This is a genomic window from Pseudomonas sp. D1HM, from assembly GCF_019266105.1.
GTDB lineage: Bacteria > Pseudomonadota > Gammaproteobacteria > Pseudomonadales > Pseudomonadaceae > Aquipseudomonas > Aquipseudomonas taetrolens.
Genome location: NZ_LRMN01000020.1, coordinates 55,628 through 70,350, shown reverse-complemented (window position 1 = coordinate 70,350; position 14,723 = coordinate 55,628). Strand labels below are relative to the sequence as shown.

The following is a 14,723-nucleotide window of genomic DNA, read 5'->3' as shown; positions in this document are numbered from 1 at the left end:
GTCGTGGTTCAGCTTTTTTCGAGGTTAGCCAGGATCCGGCTGTGAACACGCATGCAAATGCGCTGTTCTTCTTCATCCACACCGACAAACAGCTCTTGGCGCAGCGCACTGGCAATGGCTTCAATCTGTTCGATCAACGGGCGTGCGGAATCACTCAGGACAATTTTTTTGGCGCGGCGGTCTTCCAGCACGGCATGACGCTTGACCAGCCCCTGGGCCTCAAGGCTGTCAAGCAAACGAGCGAGCGTCGGCCCTTCAACGCCAACGCTTTGCGCCAGTTCACGCTGGGTCGGCACGCCTTCAAAACGGGCCAGGTGCAATAGCACCAACCAGCGCGCTTGCGACAAACCGAGACCTGCGAGACGACGATCCAGTTCGGCACGCCAGCCACGCGACATTTGGGCTAGCTGCATACCAAAACGGTGTTGATCGGATAACGACATAAAAAACTCAATGATTAGACTGAAATAGAGTGAAGCTAATTGTTAGCCAGCTAAGCATGGAGCCTCCGTCTAGGCAAGGCCTGCACGTCAATCAATCGTCACCTTTCGCGACTCGCAGTTACATTTCGAACTCGGATTGCAGCGCTGCACGCACGCAATAGAGCACGCCTTCCGGGACGCGCCCCTTGAACTGCTCTGCAATGCTGGCCACGCTCGGCAACTCGCCTTCGCCGTCCAGAAAGGCGTCCTGGACTTCTTCCATCAACTCTTCAGGCAAGTCCAGCGCCTGTTCCAGTGACAGCTCCTGACGGCCGATGGCCTCTGCCAGCATTGTGTAAACATTCTTCTCAGAGCACTGCAATTGCCCGGAGATCTGCAGCGGCGTCATCCCGGCACGGGCCAGGCTGATGAGCTCATGGCGAATGTCCGCAACCACTTTCGGTGTTTCGGCCTGCCCGCCCAGCACCTCGAGGAACGCCTCGCCGTAGCGTTCCAGTTTGCGCGCACCAATGCCGCTGACCGTGGCCATTTCAGACAATGAGGTGGGCTGGCTACGCAGCATTTCGAGCAAGGTCGAGTCGGGGAAAATGACGTAAGGCGGTACACCGTGCTCTTCGGCCAGCTTGCGCCGCAACGCGCGCAGGGCCTCCCATTGTTCGCGCTCTTCACCACGTACCAGTTGACTGGCCGGGCTGGCAGAACTGCTTTTGACCGACGTTTGCGGCTTGAGCTCACGACGCAGTTCGAGTGTGACCTCACCCCGCAGCAATGGCCGGCAGCTGTCACTCAAGCGCAGTCCGCCGTAGCCTTCGATATCAATGTCGGCCAGGCCACGGGCCACCAACTGGCGGAACAGCGTGCGCCATTCGCCCTCAGCGCGAGCCTTGCCGACACCGAACACTGACAAGTGCTGATGCCCGAAGCTGCGGACTTTTTCGTTCTCACGTCCCAGCAGTACGTCGATCAGATGCCCGGTGCCATAACGCTGGCCCGTGCGGTAAATGGCCGAAAGGGCCTGGCGCGCAGGCTCGGTGGCATCCCAGGTCTGCACACCGTCCACACAATTGTCGCAATGCCCGCATGGCTGCGGCATGTCTTCGTCGAAATAGGCCAGCAATGTCTGGCGACGGCAGCGGGTTTCTTCACACAACGACAGCATGGCGTCGAGCTTGTGGTGCTCAAGGCGCTTGTGCCGCTCATCTCCCTCGGAGTTTTGCAGCATTTGCTTGAGCATCACCACGTCTTGCAGCCCATAGGCCATCCACGCGTCTGCGGGCAAACCGTCACGACCCGCACGACCGGTTTCCTGGTAATAGGCCTCAAGGGACTTGGGCAAATCCAGGTGCGCCACAAAGCGCACGTTGGATTTGTCGATGCCCATGCCGAAGGCAATGGTCGCCACCATGATCAGCCCTTCCTCGTTGAGAAAGCGCTTCTGGTTGGCGGCCCGGGTCTCGCTGGGCAGGCCGGCGTGATACGGCAAGGCCGGGAAGCCCTGGGCACACAGAAACTGCGCCACTTCGTCGACTTTTTTGCGCGACAGGCAATAGACGATGCCCGCGTCACTGCGCCGCTCGGAAAGAAACGCCAGCAACTGCTTGCGCGGCTGCTCTTTCGGCACGATGCGGTAAAAAATGTTGGGGCGGTCAAAGCTCGACAGGAAGCGCTCGGCATTTTGCAGATGCAGGCGCGTGACGATCTCTTCGCGGGTGCGCTTGTCGGCCGTGGCGGTCAGGGCAATGCGCGGCACATTCGGGAACACCTCGGCCAGTTGGCCCAGTTGCAGGTATTCAGGCCGGAAGTCATGGCCCCACTGGGATACGCAGTGCGCTTCGTCGATTGCAAACAGGGCAATATCAAGGCTCTGCAAAAACGCCATCATTCGCGGCTGGACCAGACGCTCGGGGGCCAGATAGAGCATCTTGACTTCGCCCCGCTTGATCCGGTTCGCCAGATCGCGCTGCTGCTCGGCCGTCAGGGTCGAATTCAAGGCCGCCGCTGCCACCCCGAGCTCTTCCAGGGTTGCGACCTGATCGTCCATCAAGGCAATCAGCGGCGACACCACCACCGCCAGGCCCTCACGCAGCAACGCCGGCACCTGGAAGCACAGGGATTTGCCGCCGCCGGTGGGCATCAGCACCAAAGCGTCTCCGCCACTGGCCACGCGCTCAATAATGTCACCCTGGCGGCCACGGAAACTGTCGTAGCCGAAGATGTCTTTGAGTACGCGTTGAGCCTGTTCGAGCATAAAAACTCCAGAAATCGCCGAAACACCCCTGCGCGGGCGTGATCCGGCGTGGCCACAGGCCCGTCTGAAGGCATGGGCGCAGAGCGCGGGATCCGCCGCATTGGCTGCAGGGCATCACAAAACGCGGCAGTATACCCGAGCACTCTCCTGCACAGGGCGCTGTAATTGCCCTGCCGATCACCGGGAAGTAACAGCAAATGTGCCCTGCGACTGGCTTGGGCGCTCAAGAAAGCCTAGAATTCGCTATCGTTTATTTACTAGGTAGCACATTAATGTCCTTCGCTGAGCAACTAACCCGCCTGCAAGCCTTCCTCGACGCCGACGAGCTGCATGACGAGGCGCTGGACTACGTGGCCACCCACGGCTACCTGACCGCACTGTCCATCTGCGCCGAAGTCGTACCTGAGCGTGAGTGGATCGATGCGATCTTCTCCGAAGCACCGCACTACAAGGACGACGCCCAGCGCGCCGAAATCGAAGGCACCCTGATCCAGCTCAAGGCCCACATCGCACGCCAACTGGCGTCCGACGAAGAGTTCGAGCTGCCATGCGACCTGGACCTGGGCGACGAGCCGGATGATTCCGACTTGCGCGGCTGGTGTGTCGGTTTCATGGAAGGCGTATTCATGCGCGAAGCGGCCTGGTTCGAAACCGCCGAAGAAGAAGTCAGCGAAATGCTGTTGCCGATCATGGTCGGTTCGGGCCTGTTCGATGACCAGCCTGAGTTCTCCGACATCGCCCAGGACGCCAACCTGATGGACGACATGATCGTTCAGATCCCGGAAGCGCTGACCGCCCTGTACCTGCTGTGCAATGCACCTGACGAAAAACCGGCGATCCTCAAGCCACGTCACCACTGATTTTCAGTGACCCGACCCTCACCCGGCAACCGTTCGCGGTTGCTGCGCTACGCGCTGTTTGCCATTGGCTGGCTGAGCGTAGTGCTGGGGGTTATCGGGATCTTCCTGCCGGTACTGCCCACTACCCCCTTTCTATTATTGGCGGCCGCGTGCTTCGCCCGCAGTTCTCCGCGCTTTTATCAATGGCTGGTCGAGCACCCGCGGCTCGGGCCCTGGATCCGTGATTACCTTGATGGCAACGGCATCCCGCTCAAGGGCAAGGTCTACGCCATTGGCCTGATGTGGTTGAGCATTGGACTGTCCTGCTACCTGGTGCCTTTACTCTGGGCTCGGGGCTTTATGCTGACCAGCGCTGTCCTGGTCACCCTCTACATCCTCCGGCAAAAAACCCTCGAAAAGCCCTGACCGGCGAATCACGCGCCTTGTGTAGCCGCTGCCGCAGGTTGCGATAAGGGCCGAAGAACCTTCAACACGCACCTGTCGCAGCCTCCGAGAGCGGCTGCAGGGGATCAAGCAAAGCTATGGGTTGCCATGATTACGCTGATAAGTTTCGGCACCCATGGCTTCGATCTGCCCTTCGATCAAGGCTTCGAACGGGCGTAGCAGCGCGGCGAATGAGTTCGGTGCTTCGAGGATTTCAAGCGCTTGCGTAATGGCTTCCAGGGTCGACAAGGCGCCCGGCCCCGGCGCCTTGCGCAATCGGTAACGCGAGACAGCGCCTTCGGGCAATGTGACCCGCGGCAACTGCGCCAGCAACGGATTGATGTGCAACAGCTTGCGTGCCTTGCGCCATGTACCGTCCGGCACCACCAGCAGCAGCGGCAGATCTGGCCCGGTCTCGGTCACGGTCTCGATCAGTTGTGCGCCCTCTCCCGGAAACAATAACCGCGCCCGGTACCCCGGCGGGTTGAGCAACGTGGCCAGATCCTCAAATACCTCACCCACCCGCAGCTCGGCATTGCTCAGCCCCAAGGCTGCCAAACGCGCCGTGTTCAATGCGTGGCCGACTTCACTCGGATGCTGCAACAGCAATACCCGGGTGCGGCTGGCCAGACACGGGATCAACTCGCACAAACAGTGGGTATGTGGACGCATGCAGCGCGGACACTGAATTCTGGACATGGAATGAAAACGCTCGTTCAAGGTTTATTAAGCTGCGCTTTGAGCAGGTCGCGGAAGGTCTGAATCAACGGCTCGCGACTGCGCCCCCGGCGCACGATCATCGAAAACGGCGCCTGATAGCCGAAGGTTGCAGGCAGCAGCACACGCAAATCGCCCTTCTCCACCCAGGGCTCGGCATAGTGTTCGGGCAAATAGCCAATGTAAGCGCCGGAGAGCACCAGAATCAGCTGGGCCTCCATGCTATCGACCGTCGCCGCGCTGTGCTTGAAGCCATGCCGGGCCAATTCGGCCTGGCTCCAGTAGCCACGCCCGACCATGCGCTGTTGTGTAATCAATGGCTCGGGGATGCGCCGTTCACTGAACAACGGATGGCGGTTGCTGCAATACAACCAGTGCTGTTCGCGGTACAGCGGCTGATAGACAAGGCCGCTCATGCGCGAGGAAAAAGCGCCAATGGCCAGATCCAGGCGGTTGTCTTGCACCCCCAGCTGCAACTCATAAGGGCTCATGACCGACAAATGCAGGTGCACGGCCGGATGCTCCTGACTGTACCCACCAATGGCTTCGGCAAAGGGCAACGCCTTGTCACTCACGGTCGAGTCGATCACGCCCAGATTCAAGGTACCGCGCAGTTCGCCCTTGAGCGCTGCCGCGTACTGCTCGAAGCCCTCCAGTTCGCCCAGCAGCCGCAGGGTTTCCTGATGGAACAGCTCGCCTTTGCTGGTCAGGCTGAACCCGCCTCGCCCGCGATGACACAACACCAGCCCCAGATTGGCTTCGAGCTGACTCATGTAGGTGCTGATCGCCGACGTCGAGAGGTTGAGTGCCTGCTGCGCATTGGCAAAACCCTGATGCCTGACCACGCTGGCGAAAATGCGCAATAGTTTGAGATCGGGTAAAGCACTGGCCATAGAGAGCTCACTGATCCTGTCGGCGCCAGCAAGTATGCGCCCGCAGGGTATTGGCATGAATTCGATAACCGGAGTCTAACGTCTGCCACCGCATTAGTTTAGAAAAACCTGAACTAAGTATTTGCCCACAGGGATTCTTCCCGCCTTACGCCTTTCGCAGAATCGGTCGCCATAACCACAACAAACGACGAGGCTATCCCGTGGAAAAAATCCTTCACCAACCACTGGGCGGCAATGAAATGCCGCGCTTCGCCGGCATCGCCACCATGATGCGGCTCCCTCACTTGCAATCGGCCAAAGGCCTGGACGCTGCGTTTATCGGCGTGCCACTGGATATCGGCACCTCACTGCGGCCCGGGACCCGTTTTGGCCCCCGGGAAATCCGCGCCGAGTCGGTCATGATTCGCCCTTACAACATGGCAACCGGCGCCGCACCGTTCGACTCCCTGTCGGTGGCGGACATCGGCGATGTGGCAATCAACACCTTCAATCTGCTGGATGCGGTCCGCATCATCGAAGAGTCGTACCACGAAATTCTTGAGCATGATGTGATCCCCCTGACCCTGGGCGGCGACCACACCATCACCCTGCCGATCCTGCGAGCGATCCACAAGAAACACGGCAAGGTTGGCCTGGTGCATATCGATGCCCACGCAGATGTGAACGACCACATGTTTGGCGAGAAAATCGCCCACGGCACCACCTTCCGCCGCGCCGTGGAAGAGGGCCTGCTGGATTGTGACCGCGTGGTGCAAATCGGCCTGCGGGCCCAGGGTTATACCGCTGAAGATTTCAACTGGTGCCGCAAACAGGGTTTTCGCGTGGTCCAGGCCGAAGAGTGCTGGCATAAATCCCTGGCACCGCTCATGGCCGAAGTGCGCGAAAAAGTCGGTAATGGCCCGGTGTATCTGAGCTTCGATATCGACGGCATTGACCCGGCCTGGGCACCCGGCACCGGAACCCCGGAAATCGGCGGCCTGACCACGATTCAGGCGATGGAAATCATCCGCGGTTGTCAGGGCCTCGACCTGGTCGGGTGCGATCTGGTAGAAGTCTCGCCGCCGTTCGACACCACCGGCAACACCTCATTACTGGGCGCCAATCTGCTCTACGAAATGCTCTGCGTGCTGCCCGGCGTCGTGCATCGATAAGGACGTTCCATCGGTGCTATCAAGTCCTGGACTTGAAAGCACCGCGCCACACCCGCGTGACTAGCAGCATTCATAAAAACAAAAAATCGGAGACTCGCCATCATGGCTTTAGATCTACTGGTCGTCCTTATTTACGCCGCGGCAATGCTAGTGCTCGGTTACTACGGCATGCGCAAGGCAAAAACCCACGAAGACTATCTGGTTGCCGGGCGCAACCTGGGGCCCACGCTCTACATGGGCACCATGGCCGCCACCGTACTCGGCGGCGCATCGACGGTCGGCACCGTGCGCCTGGGGTATGTACACGGTATTTCGGGCTTCTGGCTGTGTGCGGCGCTGGGCTGCGGGATCATCGCGCTCAACCTGTTCCTGGCCAAGCCGTTGCTCAAACTGAAAATCTTCACTGTCACCCAGGTCCTGGAGAAGCGTTACAACCCCATGGCGCGTCAGGCCAGCGCCGTCATCATGCTGGCCTATGCGCTGATGATTGGCGTGACCTCGATCCTGGCCATCGGCACGGTGCTGGAGGTGCTGTTCGATCTGCCTTTCTGGATCTCGGTGGTGCTCGGCGGCGGTGTAGTGGTGGTGTATTCGACCATCGGCGGCATGTGGTCACTGACCTTGACCGACATTGTCCAATTCGTGATCAAGACCGTGGGCCTGATGTTTGTCCTGCTACCGATCTGCCTGTATCGCGTCGGTGGCTGGGACGAACTGGTGAGCAAGTTGCCCGCGTCCAGCTTCAACTTCACCCAGATCGGCTGGGACACGATCATCACCTACTTCCTGATTTACTTCTTCGGCATCCTGATCGGCCAGGATATCTGGCAGCGAGTGTTTACCGCCAAGACCGCCAGGGTCGCCAAGTACGCCGGCACATTCGCCGGGTTCTATTGCATCCTCTACGGCCTGACCTGTGCATTGATCGGCATGGCGGCGCATGTGCTGCTGCCTGACCTGGACAACGTCAACAACGCCTTCGCCGCCATCGTCAAAGCATCGCTGCCTGACGGTATTCGCGGACTGGTGATCGCGGCTGCCCTGGCCGCCATGATGTCGACCGCCAGCGCCGGCTTGCTGGCCGCGTCCACGGTACTGACTGAAGACCTGCTGCCAAAGCTGCGCGGTGGCAAACAGTCGAGTCTCAAGGTTAACCGGCTGTTTACTCTGCTGACGGGGCTTGTGGTGCTGGCAATCGCCCTGGTGGTCAATGATGTGATCAGCGCCCTCACCCTGGCCTATAACCTGCTGGTCGGCGGCATGCTGGTGCCATTGATCGGGGCCATTTACTGGAAACGCGCCACCACCGCAGGCGCCATTACCAGCATGAGCCTGGGGTTTATCACTGCACTGGTCTTTATGTTCAAGGATGGGCTGGACGCCAATACGCCGATTTACTACAGCCTGGCGGTGGCGTTGATCAGTTTTGTCGTGGTCAGCCTGATGGATCGGCGCCCTGCCCCGGCGGTCAGCATCGCCTGATCAATACGTGAGGAATGTTTGTTTCAGCGGGTACGACGTCGGAGGTCGTACCCGTTTTTTTACACACCAACCTCCCTTCGGACAAAGGATCAAAAGAAGGCGTAGCGACCTGTGTGCAGCGCTATCCCCCGCCTTACCGGCGACGTTGCGGACGACGACGCGGATCCTCGACAGGAATCGGCACAGGTTGCAGTGGCGGCTCGATCAAGCCAAGCGCAACGCCAACGTCATGGAGCCAGGTTTGCAGTTTGTCTTTCATATTTCCCCCTTGGGGTAACACCGGCGACGGGAATTCTGTGGTCGCTTCGTACAGATAATAGCCCTAACTCCTACGCAATGCTTGCCTGCCGTCAACCAACTTTAGGCTAACGTCTTACAAATCAGACTCAGGCCAATGCGTGAAGTTGCGTGCCCGGGCCGCTGTTTTGCAGCGGCTGCGCCTGCTGTAGCTCGATCCAGGCATTCAGGTTGGCGTCCATCATGCCTTTTCGCCACATCAGCCATGTCGTGGCTTGTGAAAAAGGTTGTTGCAAAGCATGTACGCCGACATTTTCACGCCCCGGCAAACTGGACAGGCCGCCCCGGCACCAAACGCCTGTGGTTGATGGGTGGATTGTGGATACAGGTACTCGGCAACCGGCGTTGATTGCCGACGCCGGGGGACTGCTGCTTGCCGCAGGACTGGTCTTGCAGCCGGTCAGCTCCCCAGCAGCGCACGCACCTTACGACGCAACCACGGCTCGGCGCTGACAAACGTTATGCCGAATAACACCAGCACGGCGCCCACCACAAAGTTGAGGCTCAAGGGCTCATTGAGCAACAGCACACCGAACGTCACACCGAACAGCGGGGTCATGAACGAAAATACCGCCAGGTTGGAGGCCAGGTAACGCTTGAGCAGCCAGAACCACACCAGATAACTGAAAAACGACACCACCAGCCCTTGAAACAGCACGCTGGCCACGGCGACTGGCGTCAGGCTGACATGGCTGATCTGCCCACTGACAGCGGCGATCAACAACAGCCCGACAAAACCGACCATCAACTGGTAGAACAAGGTCAGCGTGACAGGGGCTTCAGACAGCCGAGAAGCTCGTACCACCACGGTGGTCGCACCCCAGGCCATGCCGGCCAGGATCCCGCAGGCATCGCCCAGCAACATGGTGCGGTCCATCCCGGAAAATGAAACACCCCCGGCAAAGGCGAAGGCGATGCCTGCGAAAGCGAGAAAAATCCCCAGCCACTGCAATGGCCGCAAACGTTCGCTGGGCAGAAACCAGTGAACCCCGAGGGCGGTAAAGATGGGGGCGGTATAGAGAAAAACCGACATATGGGCGGCGCTGGTCATTTGCAGACCTTCGGCGATGAAGAAAAACTCCAGGCCGAACAGGCTGCCTGCCAGCAAGCCGGCCCGCCAGGTGCACGGAACCTGGCTCCATCCGCCTTTCCAGCAGATCAACAACCCCACCAGCAACGCTGCAATCGCGGAACGGGAGGCGGCCTGCATGACGGGCGCGATGTCCACGGCCGCCGCTTTGATGACGACTTGCTGCACGCCCCAGATCAGGCACAGACCCAGCATCACTTGCAGTGCGAAAGCATCCGTTGCTCGCCGCGAAACAGTCATAGCTACACCTGGAAGAAGGTCAAGGGACGCACAATATTCAGCGTGTCATTAAGAAAGAATCAGGCCGCCAGCTTGTGTGACGTCCAGTAACCCGACAATGCCGCCAGGCAGGTCAACAGACCGCCCCAGGCCATGTCCATCAAGGCCAGCTGGGCCGACCAGCCTTGCAGGGTGGCCCAGTTGGTCATGTCGTAGGTGCCATACGCCACCAACCCGAAAAACGCACCGCTCAATGCTGCCCGGCGCGCACTGCTGCGGGCCAGAGCCGGCAGTACCACAAAAAACACCACGCCCAGCACGTACACCAGGTAGAACGCGATGGCCGGGCCCCACTTGGGTTGCTCAAGCATCAGCGGACCCAGTAACTCTTTATAGGTAGAGTCCATGAGCACGCCCAGCCACAGGCCGTCGAGCACCAGAAAAGCCAGCAATGCACCGGTATATGCCCACGCAACTTTTCTCATGCCAACAGCCCTCGGTCTACAGGATCAGATCAATTCGATACGGTCCGGATGAATCGTAATCTTGCCTTCCTTGTACAGCGCACCGATAGCCTTTTTAAAATTGCCCTTGCTCACACCGAACAGGCTGCTGATGGCTTCGGGGGCACTTTTGTCGCTGACTGCCAGCACACCGTCATTGTCGCGCAACTTGGCGAGGATCTTCGAGTTCAGGCTGCTGGCGGCTTCCTGGCCGACCGGCTGCAGGCTCAGGCTGATTTTGCCGTCTGCGCGAATCTCTTTGATGAAGCCTTTCTCTTGCTTGCCCGCGCGCATGAACTTGAACACTTCGTTCTTGTGGATCAAGCCCCAGTGCTTGTTGTTGATCACGGCTTTAAAGCCCATGTCCGTGGCTTCGGCCACCAACAGGTCAACTTCCTGGCCCACTTGATAGGTCGGCGGGGTCTTGTCCAGATAACGGTCCAGTCGCGCTGTCGCTGTAATTCGACGAGTGTGCTTGTCGAGGTAGACATGCACCACGACGTATTCGCCAGCGGTCATCTGGCGTTTTTCTTCGGAATACGGCAGCAGCAAGTCTTTCGGCAATCCCCAATCCAGGAAGACACCGATGCTATTAACTTCAACCACTTTGAGACTGGCAAACTCACCGACCTGAACTTTTGGTTTTTCAGTGGTGGCAATTAATTTGTCATCACTGTCCAAATAAACAAATACGTTCAGCCAGTCTTCATCTTCACTGGGAATATCTTTGGGAATATAACGATTGGGCAGAAGGATTTCGCCGTCTGCCCCGCCATCCAGATACAAACCGAAGTTCGTGTGTTTCACCACTTGCAAACTGTTGTAGCGACCGATTAAAGCCATGTTCAATACCCTCATTACGTGGGCGGCATTCTACCCGAGTTTAGGGGGGCGAATTGAGGTGCCGCCGCCTGCCAATCAAAAAATCTGTGAAAGGCCTGATTTCTCAGGATTTTCTGGCCGCTTGCAGCACCATTCGTCAGCCTTGCGCACACCGTAAGTCAGCTTGGCGACCTCCCTGGCGGATTAAAACATCCCCACCGTTGTTAATTAAAACAGCGAGTTAGAGAACGTTTTGATGAACGATCATGTTCATGATCAGGCCGCGAGGTTTATTTTAAGAAGATATTTAACAAGCCATTGTCAAGTATTTCTGGTATTATCGCTGGCCAAGTTATTTTCTACAGGTCAATAGCCGTCATGCGCGTTAAAGCATCTGCCAGCAAAGCAAAGCCAGCTCCCGCTGTTGAAACCAGCGATTCAATCAATGCGCAAATTGCCGCATTCTTGAAGTCCGGCGGTGAGATCCAGCAAATTGACAAAGGTGTCAGCGGCCAGACATTCGGCCCGTCCAAGCAAATCACGCTGGGCAAAAAGTAACACCCCTCGCATCACTGTGTCCTCATGCGCTTTGCCTTCCAAAGCGCTAGGACTAACGATTTATCCCCCTCGCACTAATCCGGTACTCGATAAATCGACGAACGGCACTCATCCGTCCCTATTCATCCGTATGCTCTAAAGCCTCTGGATCAAGCCTCTTGGCCCATACAAGGAGGGAATACATGCCCACGCGGGTGTTACTGCTGACCATCGGCATGCTGGCCAGCTCGCTGGTCAATGCCCAGGTGTTTTCCCGTGAACTGGGAGATTTCGACCTTAAACTGGCCACCCAGCCAAGCCGCAGCATGGCGCAGGGCCTGGTCAAACCCACCAGCCCCGGCTCAAGTTTCCATGGCGGCCTCGACCTCAGCCACGACAGCGGCTGGTATGTCGGTCAATGGGCACCGACCATGGGTATCAAGCCGGGCAGCAACCTCGAGGTGGACTCCTACCTGGGTTACAAGCACCCTTTCGACGAAAGCCTGAGCTATGAACTGGGGATGATCCATTACAGCTACCCCAAACTGAGCCCGCTCGACAGCCAGCAATTTTATGCCGGTCTCACGTTGCTGGGCACACGCTTTGGCGCAGCCTTCAGTAATGACCCGGGCCGCCGTGACAGCACGCTGTTTGCCGACCTCGGCCTCAATCAGCCCTTTGGCATCGGGATGAGCATGAAGTACACCGCCCACCAATTGGACTCGCCTGTGTCCATTGTCGAGGGTGGCAGCGTACATGCCTTCAATGACTGGTCGGTTAAATTGTCGCGCCCCTGGAGGGGGATCGACCTGAACCTGATCTACAGCGACTCCAGCCTCAGCGGCAATGACTGCTCGGCCTATTCAGGGCAAAACTCGCAGTGCGATGGTTTGCTGACTTTTAAAGCCGAGCGCACGTTTTACTGAGTCGAAAGCCCGTCGCTGAGGCCCGCCCCGCGACTGGATTCAGGCAATTTGAGCCTTCGCGGCCAGCGTATCGAAGATCACAGGGTCCAGCGCATCCGATTGCTGGTTGAGCACCTGCAACGGGTGGTCATTGCCCGGAATGCTGCTGTCGATCAGGCTCAACAGGCTGGCCCCGCGCGCGGTCAGGACAAAGTTCTCGCCGTTGCCGCCCTCTTCCTCAGGCCGGCTTTCAATAAAACCGTTCTTGAACAGTAGCGCTTCATAATCAGCCGCCAGCTTTTTCAGTTCATCCAGATTACCAATCGGTTGGCCGGCGGCGGCCTGGGCTGCCGCGTGCTCTTCAGCATAAGCCCGCGGCGCAAACGCAACGCCGTCGTTATTCTGGACTTCATGGAGTAGCCGTTCGATCAGTGCCCAGTTGTAAGTGCTCATCAGCGTCACGCTCCGTACTGTGTGATGAAAAAAGCCTTCATCAGTAGTGACCGGCAGACCGCCAGGACGTTCAGCCGGTGTTTGCAGCCTGCGACGGGATCAGCAGCCGTGAACGGGCCACAAAAAACCCGGCCTGGGCCGGGTTTTGGTGAATCACATGCGCGCTTTATTCGGCGGCAGGTGCTTCTGGCTTGCGACGCTTGAGCGGAGCCATGCCGTCTTTGCTGACCAACGACAACGCGTCGGTTTTCGGACGGTTGGCGATTTTACGCTTGGTCGGAGCCTTGGCGCCGGACTTCTTCTTGTCGCCTTTGGCGTCGGTCTTTTTCTTTTTCACGCCAACGGCCTTGCCTGAAGCCTTGACTTTCTTCGGCCCGGTGTAGGTGCCTTTGACTTCCTTGATGGTGCGACGTTCGAAGCTTTGCTTCAGGTAGCGCTCAACGCTGGACATCAGGTTCCAGTCACCGTGACAGATCAGCGAGATCGCCAGGCCATCGTTGCCTGCGCGACCGGTACGACCAATACGGTGTACGTATTCGTCGCCGCTGCGTGGCATGTCAAAGTTGATCACCATGTCCAGGCCATCAACGTCCAGACCACGGGCCGCCACATCGGTGGCCACCAGGATCTTGACCCCGCCCTGCTTCAGGCGGTCGATTGCCAGCTTGCGATCCTTCTGGTCCTTCTCACCGTGCAGGACAAACGCCTTGTACTCCTGAGCCACCAGACGACCGTAGATACGGTCAGCCATGGCCCGGGTGTTGGTGAAGATGATTGCTTTTTGATAAGTCTCGTTGGCCAGCAGCCAGTTCACGATTTGTTCTTTGTGCTGGTTGTGATCGGCAGTGATCACTTGCTGGCGAGTCGTGGCGTTCAGCTGGCTGACCTGGTTGAGCTGCAAGTGCTCGGGATCGGTCAGGACCTTGCCGATCATCTCGCGCAGCCCGGAGCCTCCGGTGGTGGCCGAGAACAGCATGGTTTGCTGACGGTTCGGGCACTCATCGACCAGGCGCTGGACGTCTTCCGAGAAGCCCATGTCGAGCATGCGGTCGGCTTCGTCGAGCACCAGCACTTCAACTTCTTTCAAGTCCAGGTTGCCGGCGTTCAGTTGCTCCAGCAAACGACCGGGCGTGCCGATCAGAATGTCCGGCACCTTGCGCAACATGGCGGCCTGGACCTTGAAGTCTTCACCACCGGTGATCAGGCCGGACTTGATGAACGTAAACTGCGAAAAACGCTCGACTTCTTTCAGCGTCTGCTGTGCCAGCTCGCGGGTCGGCAACAGGATCAACGCTTTGATGCTGACGCGGATTTTGGCCGGACCGATCAGGCGATTGAGAATCGGCAGGACGAAAGCGGCGGTTTTGCCACTCCCGGTTTGAGCTGTCACCCGCAGGTCACGCCCTTCGAGCGCGAGCGGAATGGCCGCTGCTTGCACAGGCGTTGGCTCGACAAATTTAAGCTCGGCCACGGCTTTAAGCAGGCGTTCGTGCAGGGCGAATTGGGAAAACACGGGTGCTACCTCGAAGAAATGCAAAAAATCAGCGGCATAGAGTAACGGTTTCGAGCGCCCAGGCCGAGTTTCTTTGTACAAACGGCACGAAACAAATGCTTTTTTAAGGTCTTTAGTCCTGTCTAAGCCCCAAAAGCGCACTTAAATGCTCTAATTCCGGGGTCATT

General features: G+C 58.4%; 16 protein-coding genes and 1 pseudogene. 6 read left to right on the top strand and 11 right to left on the bottom strand.

Annotated features, from left to right (window positions below; all coding sequences use genetic code 11):
• Positions 1-8 precede the first annotated feature (8 nt).
• Positions 9-443, bottom strand: coding sequence for a MarR family transcriptional regulator (locus AWM69_RS19140; protein WP_131654526.1), 435 nt, complete (start codon positions 441-443; stop codon positions 9-11).
• 118 nt (positions 444-561) lie between these two features.
• The gene (recQ, locus tag AWM69_RS19135; protein ID WP_131654527.1) at positions 562-2,691 is read right to left on the bottom strand and encodes a DNA helicase RecQ; all 2,130 of its coding nucleotides are present in this window, start codon (positions 2,689-2,691) and stop codon (positions 562-564) included.
• Positions 2,692-2,963: 272 nt separating this feature from the next.
• Between recQ and AWM69_RS19130 the strand changes: the two genes are divergently transcribed.
• Positions 2,964-3,551 (top strand): YecA family protein, encoded by a 588-nt coding sequence (locus tag AWM69_RS19130; protein ID WP_131654528.1) that lies wholly within the window; start codon positions 2,964-2,966, stop codon positions 3,549-3,551.
• A 6-nt stretch (positions 3,552-3,557) separates the two neighbouring features.
• Entirely contained in the window at positions 3,558-3,956 is a 399-nt protein-coding gene (locus tag AWM69_RS19125) for a YbaN family protein (protein WP_218728004.1), read from the top strand.
• 114 nt (positions 3,957-4,070) lie between these two features.
• On the opposite strand, the gene AWM69_RS19120 is transcribed toward AWM69_RS19125, so the two are convergent.
• Both AWM69_RS19120 and AWM69_RS19115 read right to left on the bottom strand, forming a co-directional pair.
• Complete coding sequence (locus AWM69_RS19120; protein WP_218728002.1) at positions 4,071-4,673, bottom strand: tRNA-uridine aminocarboxypropyltransferase; 603 nt, start codon at positions 4,671-4,673, stop codon at positions 4,071-4,073.
• A 17-nt stretch (positions 4,674-4,690) separates the two neighbouring features.
• Positions 4,691-5,584 carry a LysR family transcriptional regulator gene (locus tag AWM69_RS19115; RefSeq protein ID WP_218728000.1) on the bottom strand — a complete coding sequence of 298 codons (894 nt, stop codon included), beginning with the start codon at positions 5,582-5,584 and terminating at the stop codon, positions 4,691-4,693.
• Between the two features lie 200 nt (positions 5,585-5,784).
• On the opposite strand from AWM69_RS19115, the gene speB reads away from it, so the two are divergent.
• Both speB and AWM69_RS19105 read left to right on the top strand, forming a co-directional pair.
• The gene (gene speB / locus AWM69_RS19110) at positions 5,785-6,735 is read left to right on the top strand and encodes an agmatinase (RefSeq protein ID WP_048382977.1); all 951 of its coding nucleotides are present in this window, start codon (positions 5,785-5,787) and stop codon (positions 6,733-6,735) included.
• A gap of 102 nt (positions 6,736-6,837) precedes the next feature.
• Entirely contained in the window at positions 6,838-8,217 is a 1,380-nt protein-coding gene (locus AWM69_RS19105; protein ID WP_218727998.1) for a sodium:solute symporter, read from the top strand.
• Between the two features lie 133 nt (positions 8,218-8,350).
• Here the strand turns inward: AWM69_RS19105 and AWM69_RS22925 are convergent, their stop codons facing one another.
• From AWM69_RS22925 to AWM69_RS19085, 5 genes and pseudogenes are all read right to left on the bottom strand, one after another.
• On the bottom strand, positions 8,351-8,476 hold the full coding sequence (locus tag AWM69_RS22925; protein ID WP_003441703.1) for a PA1414 family protein: 126 nt from the start codon (positions 8,474-8,476) through the stop codon (positions 8,351-8,353).
• 127 nt (positions 8,477-8,603) lie between these two features.
• A pseudogene (locus tag AWM69_RS19100) lies at positions 8,604-8,792 on the bottom strand (LysR family transcriptional regulator); the annotation flags it as partial.
• A 122-nt stretch (positions 8,793-8,914) separates the two neighbouring features.
• A complete protein-coding gene (locus tag AWM69_RS19095) occupies positions 8,915-9,844 on the bottom strand; it encodes a DMT family transporter (protein WP_218727996.1) in 930 nt (309 codons plus the stop codon).
• Between the two features lie 59 nt (positions 9,845-9,903).
• The gene (locus AWM69_RS19090; RefSeq protein WP_131654533.1) at positions 9,904-10,308 is read right to left on the bottom strand and encodes a DUF2177 family protein; all 405 of its coding nucleotides are present in this window, start codon (positions 10,306-10,308) and stop codon (positions 9,904-9,906) included.
• 24 nt (positions 10,309-10,332) lie between these two features.
• The gene (locus AWM69_RS19085; protein ID WP_218727994.1) at positions 10,333-11,169 is read right to left on the bottom strand and encodes a S1 RNA-binding domain-containing protein; all 837 of its coding nucleotides are present in this window, start codon (positions 11,167-11,169) and stop codon (positions 10,333-10,335) included.
• Between the two features lie 357 nt (positions 11,170-11,526).
• Between AWM69_RS19085 and AWM69_RS19080 the strand changes: the two genes are divergently transcribed.
• A complete protein-coding gene (locus tag AWM69_RS19080) occupies positions 11,527-11,706 on the top strand; it encodes a hypothetical protein (protein WP_019410559.1) in 180 nt (59 codons plus the stop codon).
• 182 nt (positions 11,707-11,888) lie between these two features.
• A complete protein-coding gene (locus AWM69_RS19075; RefSeq protein ID WP_131654535.1) occupies positions 11,889-12,611 on the top strand; it encodes a TorF family putative porin in 723 nt (240 codons plus the stop codon).
• A gap of 39 nt (positions 12,612-12,650) precedes the next feature.
• On the opposite strand, the gene AWM69_RS19070 is transcribed toward AWM69_RS19075, so the two are convergent.
• Together AWM69_RS19070 and AWM69_RS19065 are read right to left on the bottom strand one after the other, a co-directional pair.
• The gene (locus tag AWM69_RS19070) at positions 12,651-13,043 is read right to left on the bottom strand and encodes a transcriptional regulator (protein ID WP_131654536.1); all 393 of its coding nucleotides are present in this window, start codon (positions 13,041-13,043) and stop codon (positions 12,651-12,653) included.
• Positions 13,044-13,209: 166 nt separating this feature from the next.
• Positions 13,210-14,556 carry a DEAD/DEAH box helicase gene (locus AWM69_RS19065; RefSeq protein WP_048383217.1) on the bottom strand — a complete coding sequence of 449 codons (1,347 nt, stop codon included), beginning with the start codon at positions 14,554-14,556 and terminating at the stop codon, positions 13,210-13,212.
• Positions 14,557-14,723: the final 167 nt, after the last annotated feature.

Coding starts and splice junctions, on each gene's coding strand:
- AWM69_RS19115 (WP_218728000.1), bottom strand. CDS start 5,584: ATGGCCAGTGCTTTACCCGATCTCAAACTATTGCGCATTTTCGCCAGC.
- AWM69_RS19075 (WP_131654535.1), top strand. CDS start 11,889: ATGCCCACGCGGGTGTTACTGCTGACCATCGGCATGCTGGCCAGCTCG.
- AWM69_RS19085 (WP_218727994.1), bottom strand. CDS start 11,169: ATGGCTTTAATCGGTCGCTACAACAGTTTGCAAGTGGTGAAACACACG.
- recQ (WP_131654527.1), bottom strand. CDS start 2,691: ATGCTCGAACAGGCTCAACGCGTACTCAAAGACATCTTCGGCTACGAC.
- AWM69_RS19140 (WP_131654526.1), bottom strand. CDS start 443: ATGTCGTTATCCGATCAACACCGTTTTGGTATGCAGCTAGCCCAAATG.
- AWM69_RS22925 (WP_003441703.1), bottom strand. CDS start 8,476: ATGAAAGACAAACTGCAAACCTGGCTCCATGACGTTGGCGTTGCGCTT.
- AWM69_RS19090 (WP_131654533.1), bottom strand. CDS start 10,308: ATGAGAAAAGTTGCGTGGGCATATACCGGTGCATTGCTGGCTTTTCTG.
- AWM69_RS19105 (WP_218727998.1), top strand. CDS start 6,838: ATGGCTTTAGATCTACTGGTCGTCCTTATTTACGCCGCGGCAATGCTA.
- AWM69_RS19080 (WP_019410559.1), top strand. CDS start 11,527: ATGCGCGTTAAAGCATCTGCCAGCAAAGCAAAGCCAGCTCCCGCTGTT.
- AWM69_RS19120 (WP_218728002.1), bottom strand. CDS start 4,673: ATGTCCAGAATTCAGTGTCCGCGCTGCATGCGTCCACATACCCACTGT.
- AWM69_RS19130 (WP_131654528.1), top strand. CDS start 2,964: ATGTCCTTCGCTGAGCAACTAACCCGCCTGCAAGCCTTCCTCGACGCC.
- AWM69_RS19095 (WP_218727996.1), bottom strand. CDS start 9,844: ATGACTGTTTCGCGGCGAGCAACGGATGCTTTCGCACTGCAAGTGATG.
- AWM69_RS19070 (WP_131654536.1), bottom strand. CDS start 13,043: ATGAGCACTTACAACTGGGCACTGATCGAACGGCTACTCCATGAAGTC.